We start from the raw sequence: 15,556 nt of genomic DNA on the forward strand, positions 1-15,556 counted from the left end.
TGGTTACTTCGCAGCACTACAATAACGAAAGTTATAGTATGGTAAACAATTAAGATATCTTGGGCATATTTGTTGTATGATAAGTTGCTTGATAAACTTTCTTAGCTTCTTCAGCCGCGCTGTTTAATCCCAAAGCAACATTAGATTCATACATAACAGCTAACGCTTGCTGCACACTTGGTGCTTGAGGATAGTTTTTAACTAAATAACTTGCCCTCTCAATGGCTGCAACATACATTTTACGTTTGAAATAAAATTTAGAAATATTTAATTCCTTTTGAGCAAACATATTACGTAAATAGATCATACGTTGTAAGGCATTAGCACGATATTTGCTTTCAGGGAATTTTTGAATAAATACAGCAAAATCAGAGTAGGCTTGCGTCTGAGTTCCAGGATCGCGCCAAGACTCATCCATAGGCAGCATTTTAGCAAAAACACCACGAGTTTGTTGGAAATTAGCTAATCCACGCATGTAATAGGCATAATCTACATGTTTTGCACGTGGGTAAAGATGAATAAATCGTTCCGCGGTCGCTGCAGCAGAAGGATAATCCTCATTTTGATAATAGGCATAAATCAAATCCATTTGTGAATTTTCAGTATAATCACTAAAAGGGTACATTGTTTCCATTGCTTCCAATCGTTTAATCGCGCTCACGTATTCTTTTTTACGTAAGGCCTTTTGCGATTCATCATGAAGCTGTTCCGCACTCATCCCTTTAAATGGATTTTTATCGTCATCATCCTTATTCCACCAGGTCTTACACGAAGATAAAGAAACCAGAAGACCAACCAGGAATAACACTTGAATTCGTTTCATAACTACACCTATTGAATTATATCTGCTGCATCCACAAACAGTAACAAAAAAAATTTGGATCATTATACCTAGGACTATCTAATTTGCGAACATTCTTATGTGGATTTAATTTGCAATGAAATCAAAAAAGTATTTGCAAATCTTTTAACGTTGCGATAGTATTCTCGCCTGTCGGAGAGATGGCAGAGCGGTCGAATGCGGCGGTCTTGAAAACCGTTGAAGGGCAACCTTCCCAGGGTTCGAATCCCTGTCTCTCCGCCAAATCACACTTCAGCCTCTTAAATTTTCAATAATTAATAAATTCCAAAGATTGCATGTTCTTAAACGCCTCAGGCTCTTCTACACATAATATTTATATTTGGCCTATGTCCATTGCCCCTCATTGCCCGTAATAACCTAATGCCTTAAAAAATTGTCTTATCTATTTCTGGCTATTATCATTAGGGTTTATGTGAATTGATTGCAATTAGTGCTTTTAAATAGAGCACGATATTTATGACATAAGAAAATCTTAAGAAATAAATGATACAATGTGTTAAAAATAAATCAATTTGCCTGTTTTTTTTAAAGTGCGAGGTATTCGATGAGTAAAGAGCAGAAAACCCACGATAATATCAAGCCGACCAAGGAACAAACAAAACCACAACTTAAAAAACCATTATTGCTTGGATGTAGTGGCGGCGGGGGTCATATATCAGCAATCTTAGGTATTGAGCAGTCGCTTAAAATAACCTATTTTTCAAATGAGATTGAGCTTCCTTTATATACACCAGTTTTAGCAGAGCAGAAGCCGCCGGCCGCATCAATTCATACGGGTGCCAATATTATGCACGCTTATGGGGTAGGAAAACCCCTCCAAAAGCTAATTGAGTTAACCCCGATTCCTCTATTGCCTAATGCCCATGCCTTAGATGAAGAAATTAAAAACTTAAGTAAAAAAGAACAAACCAACGGTTCTCGCTGTTACATCGATATGTTACTTGATGTATATCCTGAGGGTTATGAAAGTGCGGCTGTTTGGAATATATTACAGCGCAATGAAAAAACCAGTACCCTGAAAAAATTAATTGCTCTCCAAAGCATGAGTGATACATTTAACTATCAAATAGTTTATGATTATTTCATGAAGACATTACAAGATGCGGAGTTACAGGGCTCACCGTATACCGAAATTATTAGTACTCAAGCCATGGCTCTTCCTGCATTATGTGATGTGGTTAAAGATTATAACGCCAGCCGCCCTATTGAAAGCCGTATTATTATAAATCAATATTTAACTGACCTTCCTACATTAGGCGCAGTACATTTTTTTAATGTTCTTGCTACGCTAACCCCAACGCAACAGCAGCAAATGAGGTTATATGGCATTAACATGACGGACGATGTCATTCAACATTTCTTTCCACAAGGTAATCATTTCAATAAAATTTACAATGTTCCTCCCGACAGAAACCCAATGGTCCGCACCGCCTTTAAAGATAGCGCCTATGACAATAGCGACAATTTTCATGAGGAAGTAACGCTTAGCTTTCAAAAAGAACAGAGCCCATACACCATTGCTCCTGGAGAGCAAATCGCCTCGATTATGCTTGGAAGCCAAGCAGGTGCTGATACAGTAAAATATATTGAACCCCTACTTAAATGCGGAATGGAACGAGTATTCGTATTTGGCGGTAAAAATAAAAGCCTTAGCGATAAAATTGATGAATTAATCAGTACGCATGAAGAATATAGAGATCGAATTGTTCGTCTGGACAATCAAGGTGATAAAGAAATTTCTGCCCTAATGACTCGCAGCAATATTGTTGTTACTCGTGGCGGCGGTTTAAGTGTGATGGAACAAATGGCGATGTCACACAACTCAGAACAAATAGTCTTGATTCATCATGCCGATGCCCCCGAAAACGCTCCCCTAAGCTCAGGAATCAGTTGGGAAGATAGTAATGTTGACATGCTTATTGATTACTTACAACAAAACGATACTTATGCTCAGAAAACGTCTCCCGGCTTAGCATTACGACATATTGCTGAAGGTCAAATTATTAACTGCATCAAAAAAAATCAAGAACAAATTGAACTTAAAGATTTGGCACAAAAGGTGCAAGGTATATCAAAATCCACATTAAATCAATGCTTAGCATGGCTACATGAAGGTCATGAAGATAAAGTGGTAAGTTACTTCAAGTATTATACGGATAAAGAATATCAACATGAGAAAAAGTACCTATCCACAATTGAACGCCTAAATGCTCGTTGTGATGATTGCATTGACTATCTACGTGCACAAATTTTGAATGAGATGAAAAATCACAGTGGGTATACCATTCAACTTAACGAGGTCGATGGGGATGAGGATATCGTTATTGCAGAATCCATCGATGCAGCTGCAATCGCAACTCAAGTACTAAATAATGAGCTGAGTAATCCAAGTCCTGCATTACTTGCTGCCGCTAAAAGCTATGCTGCAGTTCAAACCTTGCAAAGAACCATTAGCTGTACTAATGAAGATGCATCTCCATTTGAAAAATTAAATGCCTTTAAAAACAGCTACCGCGATAAAGAGATTAAACATACCCTACAATCTAATCAGAGTAATGTGTTTAAAAGATTAATTGATGAAATTATTTATCAATTAGCGAGAGTATTCAGCTCGAAAAAAGCTGAAACTTTATTTAGCCCACCAATGGTTTTGCGAAAAGAAATCCAAGGCTTGAAAGATGAAACCTCTATCGAGCTGTTTAATGGTACACCTACATTACAGTAGGTAACGCAACTTGGTTGCTTGCGACTGAGGGTAAGCTTTTGCAGGCAGCCAAGCTTCACTTTTCTAAATATAGGGAAATTTTGCTATGTATAAACTTTGTTTCTATGTTCCTGTATCCCATTTAGCTCCTGTTAAAGAAGCCGTTTTTAACGCGGGAGCAGGTATTATTGGTAATTATTCTCATTGCGCATGGGAGGTGTTGGGTGAAGGTCAATTTATGCCTTTACAGGGAAGTGAACCCTTTATTGGCGAAACGGATAAGCTTGAAAAAGTTCCAGAATATAAAGTCGAAATGGTTTGCGCTCAAAATTGCATCCATGAAGTTATTAGCGCCTTAAAAGAAGCGCATCCTTATGAAACTCCTGCCTATGAAGTTTGGAAATTAGAAAATTTTTAATTTAATAAAGAAATGTTTGCTGGGCTTTACAGCCCAGCCTACTATTAATAATGAGCCGATCCAAATGAAGTGTTATAAGTAATACCATCATAGGGTGGAGGAGATTGTAGCTCATCCATCGAGGGTGCTGATGGCTGTAGTTGGAATCCACCTGTATACTGAGTAGCATCATAGCCCTGCTGCGCAAAGAAGTTTTGAGCTGATTCCTGATAATAAGACTCAGGCGGTGGTGATACAAAACGTTGCTCTACCACGGGCACATAAGCATAAAATTGCGGTGGCATATAATATGGGGTTTTTACTTCACAATCAAAGAATAAATCCCCTACTTCAACGCTCTTAATAACACCACTACGTAGATTGCGAACCTTTTGAAGGCATTCATTAACCTTAGCCATACTCTTATCTTTACGCGAAAAGAATGATGGGATTTCTGCATTATTATTGCCTAAGAGTTTAGCGATTTCAGCACGAAGAGCTGCCATAGCACATTTCACCATTGTTGGGTCGATGCCTCTTTCTGCTAAGTTATATTCCTCTTTAGCTGTTAACCTAAAACGAAGGGGATCATTCGGATCCATCGCATTTTTATCAGCCTGTAAAGGACTACACAATAGATTCATTGCAAATGCACCGATGCCCGCACCAATGATACTCAAAAGAACTGCTCCGGTAACAACCACAACCGCAGGATTAAAGCCGGCCATAATTGCTAAACTAGTCAAAGGAGCAGCGGCAAATGTTAAGGTAAGCAGTGTCGAGCCTGCGCCAAAAGCAATGGAGTTAGCCATTATTAATGCTGCCTTTAACCAACCTTCATTATAATAAAAACGTTCAGCACCTTCTAAAAGCTGATTTAGCATATAATACATAGCAATGCTCGCCAATACCGCTGCAATTGCGGCTAAGAGCAATATTGCCAATGCAGCAAGGAGTTCTGATAAGTCGTTTTTATCAGAGTAACTGCCACCGCCATGGCCATGATGATTACCATGATTCCATCCACCATTAGGGTATCCTCCATGATGATGTGAATTATGATAATGACAATCATGAATAATTGAGCTGAGCAACAACCAATCAAATAAGGCTGAGTTATGACAGTCATAACGATTGTAGTTGTTGTATACAAATTTAATTTTAACGTTAAATTTGGGAGGCTCTGGTTTAAAGTTCTTCTTCTCTAGCTCAGAAAGATCTTTATAAATAGGTAAAGCGTAAAAGATTGCATTAAAGGATTTGTAAACTTTTGCTTTTTCGGAAGGCTCTAAATGATAAAGTGTACCGTAAGGTGATTCAAGGGAGTTTTGTACAGCAAAGAACAGTTCATTATAAATTGATGTCACGTCTTTGGGAACATTATCTTGATTAATATAATGCTTATAATGCTGTAAGACATTACCATAAAATAGCATCAAGTTATGATCGGTAAACTTACGTATATTTGTCATAGCTACTCCTAAAATTAAGTAGCACTAATCCCATTTAACTTAGGGCTTTGCATCCCTTATTCAGCAGTCCTTTGCTTTTGACTGGGGCTGGGTCCAGCCCCTTTCATATTAATAGTCAAAATTAAATAGAACTCATGCTAATGTCTTTCAATTTGGGCTTGATTAATTAAACTTTTTGCATATAAATCATAATCCATCATGCCATAACTAGCTTCGATCTGTTGAATGAGGCTTTCCTGTTGTTCCTTATCTAAAGTACTTAATTTTCCATCATTAATGTGCTTTAGTCTTACAACAACATAATCACCATTAGGTAAAACAGCACCATCGCGGCTTTCTGGTCGTAATAAGTTAAATGCCAACTCATTGATTTGAGGATCTGCTTTATCACTATCTCGAGTAGCTTGTTCTACTGTAGTCCAAGATAGCTTATTGGCACTAAGAATCGCTTCATGTTTTTGGTCATCAACTGGGTTTTGCAAGCTTTCGCCAAGTGTTTTAGCTTTGGCTTCAGCAGCTTGTTTTATCAATGTATTATGAATTTGGCTCTGTACTTCATTTAATGATTGCTCCTTCTCAGGCATATGTTCATTAACACGAGCAACAATAACCGAATCATTATCTAATTGAATCGGCTCGCTATTATTTCCTAACTCTAATACATCGTGGCTAAAGGCAGCATTAATCACTTGTGGATTTTTAGTTAAACTATCCTGGCCGCCAGCACGCGAGAACGGTTTAGTCGTCTCAATTTTTAATTTCATCGTATCAGAAACAGGCTTTAAGGAGTCAGGTGACTGATAACTTAAATCAGATAACTGCTCCAATGCTTGTGCATATTTAGCTTGCGCCATTTCGGTCATCAATTGCTCTTTAATTGTTACCTCAACTTCTGATAAGGGCTTGATGGTTACGGGTTTGTAGGCAATTAATTTAAAAATCTCAAAGCCATGCTTGGTTCGAGCTGGGGCTGATATTTCCCCTGTCTTTGTTAGATTAGATAAAATCTTATCATAATCATTTTGTCCTGCAGTAATCCAGGGAAGCTCTCCTTTATCCGCTACAGAAAGCTTATCATCAGACTCTGAAGCAACAAGCTTATCAAATTGGCTGGGATCTTTTTGTAATACTGCATAAGCGTCGTCAGCCTTTTTCTGAATTTGATCTAGCTCATCTTTGGAAACCCCTTCAGGAATAGCAAACAAAATATGAGCAACATGCCATTGTGCTGGAGTTAGGTAGTTATTTTGATTTTCATTATAGAAACGACTTACATCCTCATTGGATATTTTTATTTGCTTTTTAATATCATTCATCGACAGAGTTACATATTCCAGACTTACTTGCTCAGGGGCCATAAACTCTTTTTGATGCTTTTTATAATAATCAGCAACCGCGTCCGAAGAAATATTAACCTCTTTCGCAAAATGTGACGCAGGAACAATTAGATAGTCATAATCTCTATTTTGCATGTATAAGCGCACAAAACGTTCAACTTCATCAGGTAGCGCAAATGAAGTACCAATAAATGCAAATCGCTGTTGGTTCAACAGCATGCCTTGTCTCACTTCATTTTGAAAACTTGATTGTGTGAATAAAGCAGCACTAAGCGCCTGCTGGTATTTTTCAGCAGAAAAATGGCCATCTTCTTGGAATTGAGGAATACTTAAAGTAGCTGCATTCGCTTGGCTTTCACTAACCTCAAAGCCATTTTTATGCGCTGCTTGTACCATAACTTCATTTGCCACCATTTGATCGAGGACCTGGCTTTGCAGTTTTTTCTCATCTTCAGCCGTCATATGCGCCGCATCCTGCATTCCGCGCGCACGTCTGTAATTTGTTTCAAACGCCTGATAAGTTAAGGATTCACCATTAACAATCACTTTCGCATTGGATGTTTGATGCGATTGTAAATAGTAATCAACTCCAAAAAGAGTAAACGTTATGCCGATTAAAACGACAACTAGCCAAGCAACAACACCTTGTATGCGCTCATTTAACTTCTGCAACATGTCCCGAGATCCATTTAGTATTAACAAAGTTTTAATGAAGTGGGATTGTAACCTAATCGGACAAAAATCTAAACAAAAACTGCTAAATTTTACAAATAACTATGTGAACGATTATTGTTAAAAAACAATATATTTCCAGGAAAATGCCTTATATCATTAATTATCCAGTGCGCAAATAGGATAAAATTAGCTCAAAGAACAAAAGCTTACCGTGAAACAGCTTGCGTTAAATCGTAACTCGTATTAGAGAAAATCGGAAATATGAGGTTATAGATACAATAAAGAGTCCGGCAAGGTAATTGTTTATGTTTGATAACCTATATGAAATTTCTTTGGCTGAAGTCCTCTGAATTGAAGGACTTCATTTAGGATGATGGCGGAGTGGACGGGGCTCGAACCCGCGACCCCCGGCGTGACAGGCCGGTATTCTAACCAACTGAACTACCACTCCAAACTATGGTGGGTGCTGTAGGGATCGAACCTACGACCCTCGCCTTGTAAGGGCGATGCTCTCCCAGCTGAGCTAAGCACCCGAAATCTTATAAATTTCGCTTTACTACTCACCAGTTATGCACTGCATAAACTTGGTGCTCTCACTTATAATAAAAAACGCGCCTGTAAGCGCGTTTTAGAAATATGGCGGAGTGGACGGGGCTCGAACCCGCGACCCCCGGCGTGACAGGCCGGTATTCTAACCAACTGAACTACCACTCCATAATTATGGTGGGTGCTGTAGGGATCGAACCTACGACCCTCGCCTTGTAAGGGCGATGCTCTCCCAGCTGAGCTAAGCACCCCAAATCTTTAAGCTTCTTGAACCGCTTCTTTCAGGTTTTTGCCTGCTTTAAATTTAGCTACTCTTGACGCTTTGATCTCAATGATCTTCCCAGTTTGTGGGTTTCTGCCAGTACGCGCAGAACGGTTACCAGTAGAGAACGAGCCAAATCCAGGTATTACCACTTGGTCGCCACTTTTTAAGGCATCAGTAATAGTACTAGTAAAAGTCTCAAGTACTCTGCTTGCATCTGCCTTAGTTAAACCAGAACCACTTGCTAAAGCATCAACTAATTCGCTCTTATTCATTGCTTCCCCTATACAGTTAATCTTCCATACTTCAAGCTAATCTAACTTAAACTCAATCAAATTAACCAGTCAAGTAGTTACTTCCTTGCAACGCCCGCCAGTAGCGGGCCACGAAAGGAAATATACCTTTAATTAATGGGTATGTAAATCATTATTTTTAATTTTTTTTGATTTTTTACCCGCTAAAACGGCAGCTTGTATATTATCTGGACTATCTATCCAAGGACTGCGTTGTAAAGCCAGCTCTAACACCTGCTCAATAGTCTTCACAGGATGAATTGTTAGCTTGCGCAACACATTATCGGGTATCTCTTCCAGGTCTTTTACATTCTCTTCAGGGATGATTACATGCTTAATTCCGCCCCGGTGAGCAGCCAGTAACTTTTCTTTTAATCCACCGATAGGTAATACCTGTCCTCGTAAGGTAATTTCCCCTGTCATTGCCACATCTGCCTTAACAGGAATTTGTGTGACTACAGAAACCAATACGGTACACATACCAATACCAGCACTAGGACCATCTTTCGGAGTCGCTCCTTCCGGAACATGCACGTGGAAATCATATTTTTCAAAGAAATCATCAGCAAGCTGTAACTTTTTAGCACGACTACGTACAACAGTCATTGCAGCATGTATTGATTCTTGCATTACCTCACCCAATTGCCCCGTATGGATCACTTTACCTTTACCGGGCATCATGGAGGATTCAATAGTCAGCAACTCCCCTCCTACGCTCGTCCAAGCTAAACCAGTTACTTGACCAATTTGATCAAACTCTTCTGCCAGACCATATCTGTATTTCTTAACGCCCAGATATTTTTCTATATTATTTACAGTAACAGTTAACCGCTTAGACTTTTTCTTGCTTGATAAGATTTCTTTTACAACTTTTCGGCAAATACTAGCGATATCACGTTCCAAGTTACGAACGCCAGCCTCACGAGTGTAGTGGCGAATGACTTCACGAATAGCCCCTTCGCTAATATGAATCTCATTGTTATTTAAACCATTAAGACTAATCTGCTTAGGCACTAAATATTGTTCAGCAATGCTGACTTTTTCATCTTCGGTATAACCTGCCAAACGAATGACTTCCATTCTATCTAATAAAGGTGCAGGAATTTCCAATGAGTTTGCCGTTGCAATGAACATTACATCGCTTAAATCATAATCCACTTCCAAATAATGATCGCTAAATGTATGGTTTTGCTCTGGATCTAATACTTCGAGTAATGCAGAAGCTGGATCGCCACGGAAGTCCATAGCCATCTTATCTACCTCATCAAGCATAATTAATGGGTTTTTTACTCCAGCTTTACATAATTTCTGAATTATTTTTCCAGGCATTGAGCCAATATAAGTTCTACGGTGACCTCGGATCTCCGCTTCATCACGAACACCACCTAATGCAATACGTATGAATGTACGACCTGTCGCATTAGCAATGGATTGTCCTAAGGATGTTTTCCCTACACCTGGAGGTCCAACCAAACATAAGATAGGTCCTTTCAAACGTTTTACCCGTTGTTGAACTGCCAGATATTCGATAATGCGTTCTTTCACACGCTCAAGGCCATGGTGCTCTTTATCAAGTAATTTTTCTGCTTTGAGTAAATCAAATTGAATTTTACTTTTCTTTTTCCAGGGAACCATGAGCATCCAGTCAAGATAATTACGAATGACTGTTGCCTCTGCGGACATAGGTGACATCATTTTTAATTTATGAAGCTCAGCCATTGCTTTTTCTTTCGCTTCTTTAGGCATGCCGGCTTTATCAATCGATTTTTCAAGCTGCTCGATTTCATTACCTTCTTCACCCAGCTCACCCAACTCTTTTTGAATGGCTTTCATTTGCTCATTTAGGTAATACTCGCGCTGACTTTTTTCCATTTGACGTTTCACACGGCCACGCACCCGTTTTTCAACATGCAATAAGTCAATTTCAGTTTCAATGGCGGACATTAAGCGTTCAAGGCGCGTGCCAACATCTAAGGTTTCTAATAATTCTTGTTTATCATCAACTTTCAAAGTTAAATGTGCAGCAATAGTATCGGCTAGACGACCTGGCTCTTCTATTCCAGCCAAGGGTGAAAGCACTTCAGGAGGAATCTTTTTATTTAACTTAATGTACTGCTCAAATTGTGACATTAAGGAACGCATTAAGATGCCAACCTCAGGTTCTTGCACGGCAACATTTACTTCGTCCATTACTTCCAGAGAGGCTTCTAGATAACCCTTCTCCTGGCTATATCCCTTAACTCTTGCCCGCTGCTCCCCTTCTACTAAAACCTTTACTGTACCATCAGGTAACTTAAGTAACTGCAATACGCTTGATAAAGTACCCACATGGTATATATCTTCTGGAGATGGATCATCATTAGAAGATTTTTTCTGCGCGACTAAAAAAATTTGCTTACTGTCAACCATAGCGGCTTCAAGGGCTTTAATTGATTTTCCTCGCCCAACAAAAAGGGGAATAACCATATGAGGATAAACCACCACATCCCTCAGTGGCAGCACTGGTATCATAGACACATTTTCAGTCTCATTAGGCGTCACTTTATTTTCAATAGACATAACGAACCCTTATTCAAACAAAAGCTATAGTTATAATTTACAACAAATTTTTACTGCTCTTTAACTGAGTATAACGGTATTTGAGGAAATGAACAAAGTACTTAGTAAGAATGGAGAATTAATATGACAACTTATCTAAATTAGATGCAAGCGCCCTATCAGCTACTTGTTAGAAAGACTTAATTGATTGAATAAAAATGACATAAGCAACTATTCAATGTGTAAGTCTCTGAACCAGTAACTGGATAAAGGCGCAGAGACTAATATAGAGAATAGTCGCAAAATAATTAGCTATTCTTTACCACCTGCTGCACTCTTCATCTCATCATGCTCATAAATAAGTATAGGCTTTGACGAATTATTTACGGCACCCTCGTCAATTACAACTTTATTTACTCCTTCAAGAGAAGGTAATTCATACATGGTGTCTAAAAGAATATTTTCAAGTATTGCACGTAAACCGCGAGCACCCATTTTTCGCTCTAGGGCTTTTTTCGCAATCGCAACCAAAGCCTCTTCTCTAAATTCTAGTTCAACATCTTCCATTTTGAAAAGCGACTGGAACTGCTTGGTAAGCGCATTCTTGGGATTAGTAAGAATATCGATAAGCGCAGACTGGTCCAGCTCTTGCAATGTAGTTACTACAGGTAACCTACCTACAAACTCAGGAATCAATCCATATTTAATCAAATCGTCAGATTCTAATTGATTTAATACTTTAGAGACTTCATCACTAGTATCTTTTTTATTTTTCAGTTGTGCTGAAAAACCAATTCCTGATTTATCGCTACGTTCTCTAATTACTTTATCTAAACCTGCAAATGCTCCACCGCAGATAAATAAAATATTTGAGGTATCTACTTGCAAGAATTCCTGTTGCGGATGTTTACGACCACCTTGTGGGGGAACAGAGGCAATTGTTCCTTCGATAAGTTTTAGTAAGGCTTGTTGAACGCCTTCCCCAGAAACATCTCGAGTTATTGATGGATTGTCTGATTTACGGGAAATCTTATCAATTTCATCAATATAAACAATACCTTGCTGTGCTTTATCAACATCGTAATCACATTTCTGCAATAACTTTTGAATAATATTTTCAACGTCTTCACCGACATACCCTGCCTCGGTCAGTGTTGTTGCATCAGCCATAGCAAAAGGAACATTTAAAATTCGAGCCAAGGTTTGCGCTAAAAGAGTTTTACCGCTACCAGTTGGACCAATTAATAAAATATTACTTTTTCCTAGTTCAACGCCATCTTCGCTTTTATGCTGCAATCGCTTGTAATGATTGTACACGGCAACAGACAACACTTTTTTGGCATGCGGCTGACCGATGACATATTCATCAAGGAATTTTGAAATCTCTTTTGGTGAGGGTAAACGCACTTCTGCTTCTTCATGAGCTTCGTGTGTTTCTTCACGAATAATGTCGTTGCATAATTCAACGCATTCATCACACACAAATACAGAAGGACCAGCAATTAACTTTTTCACTTCATGCTGGCTTTTTCCACAAAAAGAACAATAAAGAACCTTATCACCACTTCCATTACTGGATTTACTCATATCCAACCCCTTCTTACAGCCATTACCGGGAAATAGGTAACACATGTAAAATATTAGTCAATCAGAAAAAGATATGCCACTACAAATTAAGAACTAATTTATTTAAAAGCCCCGCCATGGTATATCAATCTCTGGTTTAAAGCTTGATTTAAAAAGCTAAAATCAAGAGATCTTACTGCATATTGGGGCAACAAATGAGAATTACAACTGTTCTACTGAATTATTTGTTACTTCTCGATCGTAAAGTACTTTATCGATAAGACCATATTCAGCAGCTTGCGTAGCACTCATAAAATTATCACGCTCAGTATCACGCATAATTTGATCTGGAGTTTTTTTAGTGTGCTGCGCCATAATATTATTTAAGCGCTCTCTTACGGCTAAGGTTTCACGAGCATGAATCTCAATATCAGTTGCCTGACCTCGATAACCGCCTAATGGTTGGTGAATCATCACACGTGAATTTGGTAGACAGAATCTCTTACCCTCAGCACCAGCACAAAGTAGCAAAGCCGCAGCACTTGCAGCTTGACCGATACATAAAGTACTGACATCAGGCTTAATAAACTGCATGGTGTCGTAAATCGCTAAACCAGCCGTTACCACACCACCAGGAGAATTAATGTAGAGAGAAATGTCTTTTTCAGGGTTTTCAGACTCAAGGAACAACAATTGAGCAACCACTAAATTAGCCATATGATCTTCAACTTCACCCAATAGAAAGATAATACGCTCTTTCAATAGTCTTGAGTAAATGTCATAAGAACGTTCACCACGTGAAGTCTGTTCAATAACCATTGGCACCAATCCACTGGCATTGCGAATTATGTTATCTGAATATCCCGACATATAATTACTCTCCTTTTGTCTTCTCAGTCGCCTTTTTAGGATTCATTACTGAATCATAGTCCATAGATTTATGCTTAATCTTAGCATCAGCTGCTATTTTATCAGCAACCAGTTCTTCCATGACTAATGCTTCAATTTCAGCAAGATGTTCTTTGCTGCTTTGGTACCAAGCACGTAACTCATCAGGATTTTCGTAAGCACCAGCAAATTTCTCAATCATTGCATTCACTTTATCTTTATCTGCAACAATTTGATGTTTCTTAACGTATTCAGAGAACAGTAAGCCAAGGTGAACACGGCGTTTAGCTTGCTCTTCGAATAACTCTCTTGGGAAATCAGGAATCTTTTCATTTTCATGATGTTCATGGCCAAATAGACGATGATACATATCATGTTTCAAGTGTTCGATTTCTTTATCGATTAAGGCTAATGGTAGATCAATCGCATTAACTTCCATTAGTTTATCAAATAATTTCTCTCGGTTCATCATGCTAACACGACGCTCTAATTCACGAGTCATGTTCTCTTTGATGTCTTTCTTCAGAGCATCAACACCACCTTCCTTAATATTAAACTTTTCAGCAAAAGCATCATTAAGTTCAGGTAGCTTGCCTTCCATTGTGTTACGAATAGTAATCTTGAATACAGCTTCTTTGCCTGCTAATTCATTATGACCATAATCTTCTGGGAAAGTAACTTTAATGTCAAAAGGCTTATCTTTTTTGCCACCAATAATTCCTTCTTCAAAGCCAGGAATCATAGAGCCAGAACCGATAATTAATTCGTGGCCTTCTGCGCTACCACCATCAAATAATTTATCATCTAAGAAACCTTGGAAGTCGATAACAACCTTATCGCCTTTCTTAACGGCACGTGAGACATCATGCCATTCTTTATTTTGTTCACGTAGCTTATCAAGCATCTCTTCAAGATCTTTGTCAGTTACTTCTGAACGAGCTAATTCAACTGTTGCTTGATTTAATTCAGCTACTTCAAATACTGGCATTACTTCAAATGTAGCCGTGTATTTAAAATCTTTGCCTTTTTCGATTTGTTCAGGCTCAATGTATGGGTAGCCTGCAGGAACTAATTCATTTTGTTGTAATGCTTCGAATAGGGTTGATTGTACCATTTCTCTAGCCACTTCTTGGCGAACGCTATCTGAGTAACGGCTGGTAACGATGTGCATAGGTACTTTGCCAGGACGGAAACCATCAACTTTAACTTTATGAGCCAGGTCTTTGAGCCGCAAACTTACTTCTTCCTCAACTTTCGCTGTAGGTACAGAAATAGTTACCTTGCGCTCCAAACCGTTTAGGGTCTCAACAGAAACTTGCATCAATTCACCTCTTGGATTTTATAATGAAATGGTGCGAAAGGAGAGACTCGAACTCTCACGGGTCACCCCGCTGGAACCTAAATCCAGTGCGTCTACCAATTCCGCCACTTTCGCAATCAGGTTGGATTATCAATCAGTAATTCGGTCTTGTAAAGACTCAGATGAATCTTTAGCGAAAAACCTTCGTTTTCATCACATGGGGTGAACGATGGGACTCGAACCCACGACAACCGGGATCACAACCCGGGGCTCTACCAACTGAGCTACGCTCACCATAACTTAGTATAAATTGCCATCAGATATCACTATGGGCTGGCACGCCCGGCAGGATTCGAACCTGCTACCCTCGGCTTAGAAGGCCGATGCTCTATCCAGATGAGCTACGGGCGCTTAATTTGGTCGGGGTAGAGAGATTCGAACTCCCGACATCCTGCTCCCAAAGCAGGCGCGCTACCAGACTGCGCTATACCCCGACTGACCCGTCCCGAGGACAGTGCGCACATAGTACTAACCAACACGGCTAAGGTCAATAGCTAATCTCACATTTTTTTTAATATTTTAAATTGGTTAGACTTGTTATATTCATATTGTGCAAATTAAGACTTAGTTGGGTTTTTATTTACATAAGCCCTGCCCTAATTACCGGGATTTGAAAGGCAAATAGGAATAGAGAGTTACATATTAATAGTTTTTCA

The 15,556-nt window shown here is 39.0% G+C and carries 10 protein-coding genes and 9 tRNA genes; 3 read left to right on the top strand and 16 right to left on the bottom strand.

Annotated features, from left to right (window positions below):
• Positions 1–49: 49 nt before the first annotated feature.
• The gene (locus tag BN3124_RS14460; protein WP_058535478.1) at positions 50–823 is read right to left on the bottom strand and encodes an outer membrane protein assembly factor BamD; all 774 of its coding nucleotides are present in this window, start codon (positions 821–823) and stop codon (positions 50–52) included.
• A gap of 173 nt (positions 824–996) precedes the next feature.
• On the opposite strand from BN3124_RS14460, the gene BN3124_RS14465 reads away from it, so the two are divergent.
• The 3 genes from BN3124_RS14465 to BN3124_RS14475 all read left to right on the top strand — a co-directional run bounded on the left by BN3124_RS14465 (position 997) and on the right by BN3124_RS14475 (position 3,984).
• Positions 997–1,084: transfer RNA gene (locus tag BN3124_RS14465), tRNA-Ser, on the top strand.
• A gap of 322 nt (positions 1,085–1,406) precedes the next feature.
• The gene (locus BN3124_RS14470; protein ID WP_058535479.1) at positions 1,407–3,587 is read left to right on the top strand and encodes a hypothetical protein; all 2,181 of its coding nucleotides are present in this window, start codon (positions 1,407–1,409) and stop codon (positions 3,585–3,587) included.
• A gap of 85 nt (positions 3,588–3,672) precedes the next feature.
• On the top strand, positions 3,673–3,984 hold the full coding sequence (locus tag BN3124_RS14475; RefSeq protein ID WP_058535480.1) for a YqfO family protein: 312 nt from the start codon (positions 3,673–3,675) through the stop codon (positions 3,982–3,984).
• A gap of 44 nt (positions 3,985–4,028) precedes the next feature.
• On the opposite strand, the gene BN3124_RS14480 is transcribed toward BN3124_RS14475, so the two are convergent.
• The 15 genes from BN3124_RS14480 to BN3124_RS14550 all read right to left on the bottom strand — a co-directional run bounded on the left by BN3124_RS14480 (position 4,029) and on the right by BN3124_RS14550 (position 15,334).
• Positions 4,029–5,435 carry a hypothetical protein gene (locus BN3124_RS14480; RefSeq protein WP_058535481.1) on the bottom strand — a complete coding sequence of 469 codons (1,407 nt, stop codon included), beginning with the start codon at positions 5,433–5,435 and terminating at the stop codon, positions 4,029–4,031.
• Positions 5,436–5,572: 137 nt separating this feature from the next.
• Entirely contained in the window at positions 5,573–7,447 is a 1,875-nt protein-coding gene (locus tag BN3124_RS14485; protein WP_058535482.1) for a SurA N-terminal domain-containing protein, read from the bottom strand.
• Positions 7,448–7,821: 374 nt separating this feature from the next.
• Positions 7,822–7,898: transfer RNA gene (locus BN3124_RS14490), tRNA-Asp, on the bottom strand.
• A 6-nt stretch (positions 7,899–7,904) separates the two neighbouring features.
• Positions 7,905–7,980 (bottom strand) — tRNA-Val (locus tag BN3124_RS14495).
• Between the two features lie 104 nt (positions 7,981–8,084).
• Positions 8,085–8,161 (bottom strand) — tRNA-Asp (locus BN3124_RS14500).
• 7 nt (positions 8,162–8,168) lie between these two features.
• Positions 8,169–8,244 (bottom strand) — tRNA-Val (locus BN3124_RS14505).
• A gap of 7 nt (positions 8,245–8,251) precedes the next feature.
• Entirely contained in the window at positions 8,252–8,530 is a 279-nt protein-coding gene (locus BN3124_RS14510) for an HU family DNA-binding protein (protein WP_058535483.1), read from the bottom strand.
• A 132-nt stretch (positions 8,531–8,662) separates the two neighbouring features.
• Positions 8,663–11,107, bottom strand: coding sequence for an endopeptidase La (lon, locus tag BN3124_RS14515; protein ID WP_058535484.1), 2,445 nt, complete (start codon positions 11,105–11,107; stop codon positions 8,663–8,665).
• 291 nt (positions 11,108–11,398) lie between these two features.
• Positions 11,399–12,673, bottom strand: coding sequence for an ATP-dependent Clp protease ATP-binding subunit ClpX (gene clpX, locus BN3124_RS14520; RefSeq protein WP_058535485.1), 1,275 nt, complete (start codon positions 12,671–12,673; stop codon positions 11,399–11,401).
• A gap of 201 nt (positions 12,674–12,874) precedes the next feature.
• Entirely contained in the window at positions 12,875–13,522 is a 648-nt protein-coding gene (clpP, locus tag BN3124_RS14525) for an ATP-dependent Clp endopeptidase proteolytic subunit ClpP (RefSeq protein ID WP_058535486.1), read from the bottom strand.
• A gap of 4 nt (positions 13,523–13,526) precedes the next feature.
• Positions 13,527–14,861, bottom strand: a complete 1,335-nt coding sequence (tig, locus tag BN3124_RS14530) for a trigger factor (RefSeq protein ID WP_058535487.1) — start codon at positions 14,859–14,861, stop codon at positions 13,527–13,529.
• A gap of 29 nt (positions 14,862–14,890) precedes the next feature.
• Positions 14,891–14,975: transfer RNA gene (locus BN3124_RS14535), tRNA-Leu, on the bottom strand.
• Positions 14,976–15,058: 83 nt separating this feature from the next.
• Positions 15,059–15,134: transfer RNA gene (locus BN3124_RS14540), tRNA-His, on the bottom strand.
• Positions 15,135–15,174: 40 nt separating this feature from the next.
• Positions 15,175–15,251: transfer RNA gene (locus tag BN3124_RS14545), tRNA-Arg, on the bottom strand.
• 6 nt (positions 15,252–15,257) lie between these two features.
• A tRNA-Pro gene (locus BN3124_RS14550) sits at positions 15,258–15,334 on the bottom strand.
• Positions 15,335–15,556 lie beyond the last annotated feature (222 nt).

Source organism: Legionella saoudiensis, assembly GCF_001465875.1.
GTDB lineage: Bacteria > Pseudomonadota > Gammaproteobacteria > Legionellales > Legionellaceae > Legionella > Legionella saoudiensis.

Excerpts from the sequence above, each read along its gene's own strand:
- BN3124_RS14460 (WP_058535478.1), bottom strand. The coding sequence starts at position 823 with ATGAAACGAATTCAAGTGTTATTCCTGGTTGGTCTTCTGGTTTCTTTA.
- BN3124_RS14470 (WP_058535479.1), top strand. The coding sequence starts at position 1,407 with ATGAGTAAAGAGCAGAAAACCCACGATAATATCAAGCCGACCAAGGAA.
- BN3124_RS14475 (WP_058535480.1), top strand. The coding sequence starts at position 3,673 with ATGTATAAACTTTGTTTCTATGTTCCTGTATCCCATTTAGCTCCTGTT.
- BN3124_RS14480 (WP_058535481.1), bottom strand. The coding sequence starts at position 5,435 with ATGACAAATATACGTAAGTTTACCGATCATAACTTGATGCTATTTTAT.
- BN3124_RS14485 (WP_058535482.1), bottom strand. The coding sequence starts at position 7,447 with ATGTTGCAGAAGTTAAATGAGCGCATACAAGGTGTTGTTGCTTGGCTA.
- BN3124_RS14510 (WP_058535483.1), bottom strand. The coding sequence starts at position 8,530 with ATGAATAAGAGCGAATTAGTTGATGCTTTAGCAAGTGGTTCTGGTTTA.
- lon (WP_058535484.1), bottom strand. The coding sequence starts at position 11,107 with ATGTCTATTGAAAATAAAGTGACGCCTAATGAGACTGAAAATGTGTCT.
- clpX (WP_058535485.1), bottom strand. The coding sequence starts at position 12,673 with ATGAGTAAATCCAGTAATGGAAGTGGTGATAAGGTTCTTTATTGTTCT.
- clpP (WP_058535486.1), bottom strand. The coding sequence starts at position 13,522 with ATGTCGGGATATTCAGATAACATAATTCGCAATGCCAGTGGATTGGTG.
- tig (WP_058535487.1), bottom strand. The coding sequence starts at position 14,861 with ATGCAAGTTTCTGTTGAGACCCTAAACGGTTTGGAGCGCAAGGTAACT.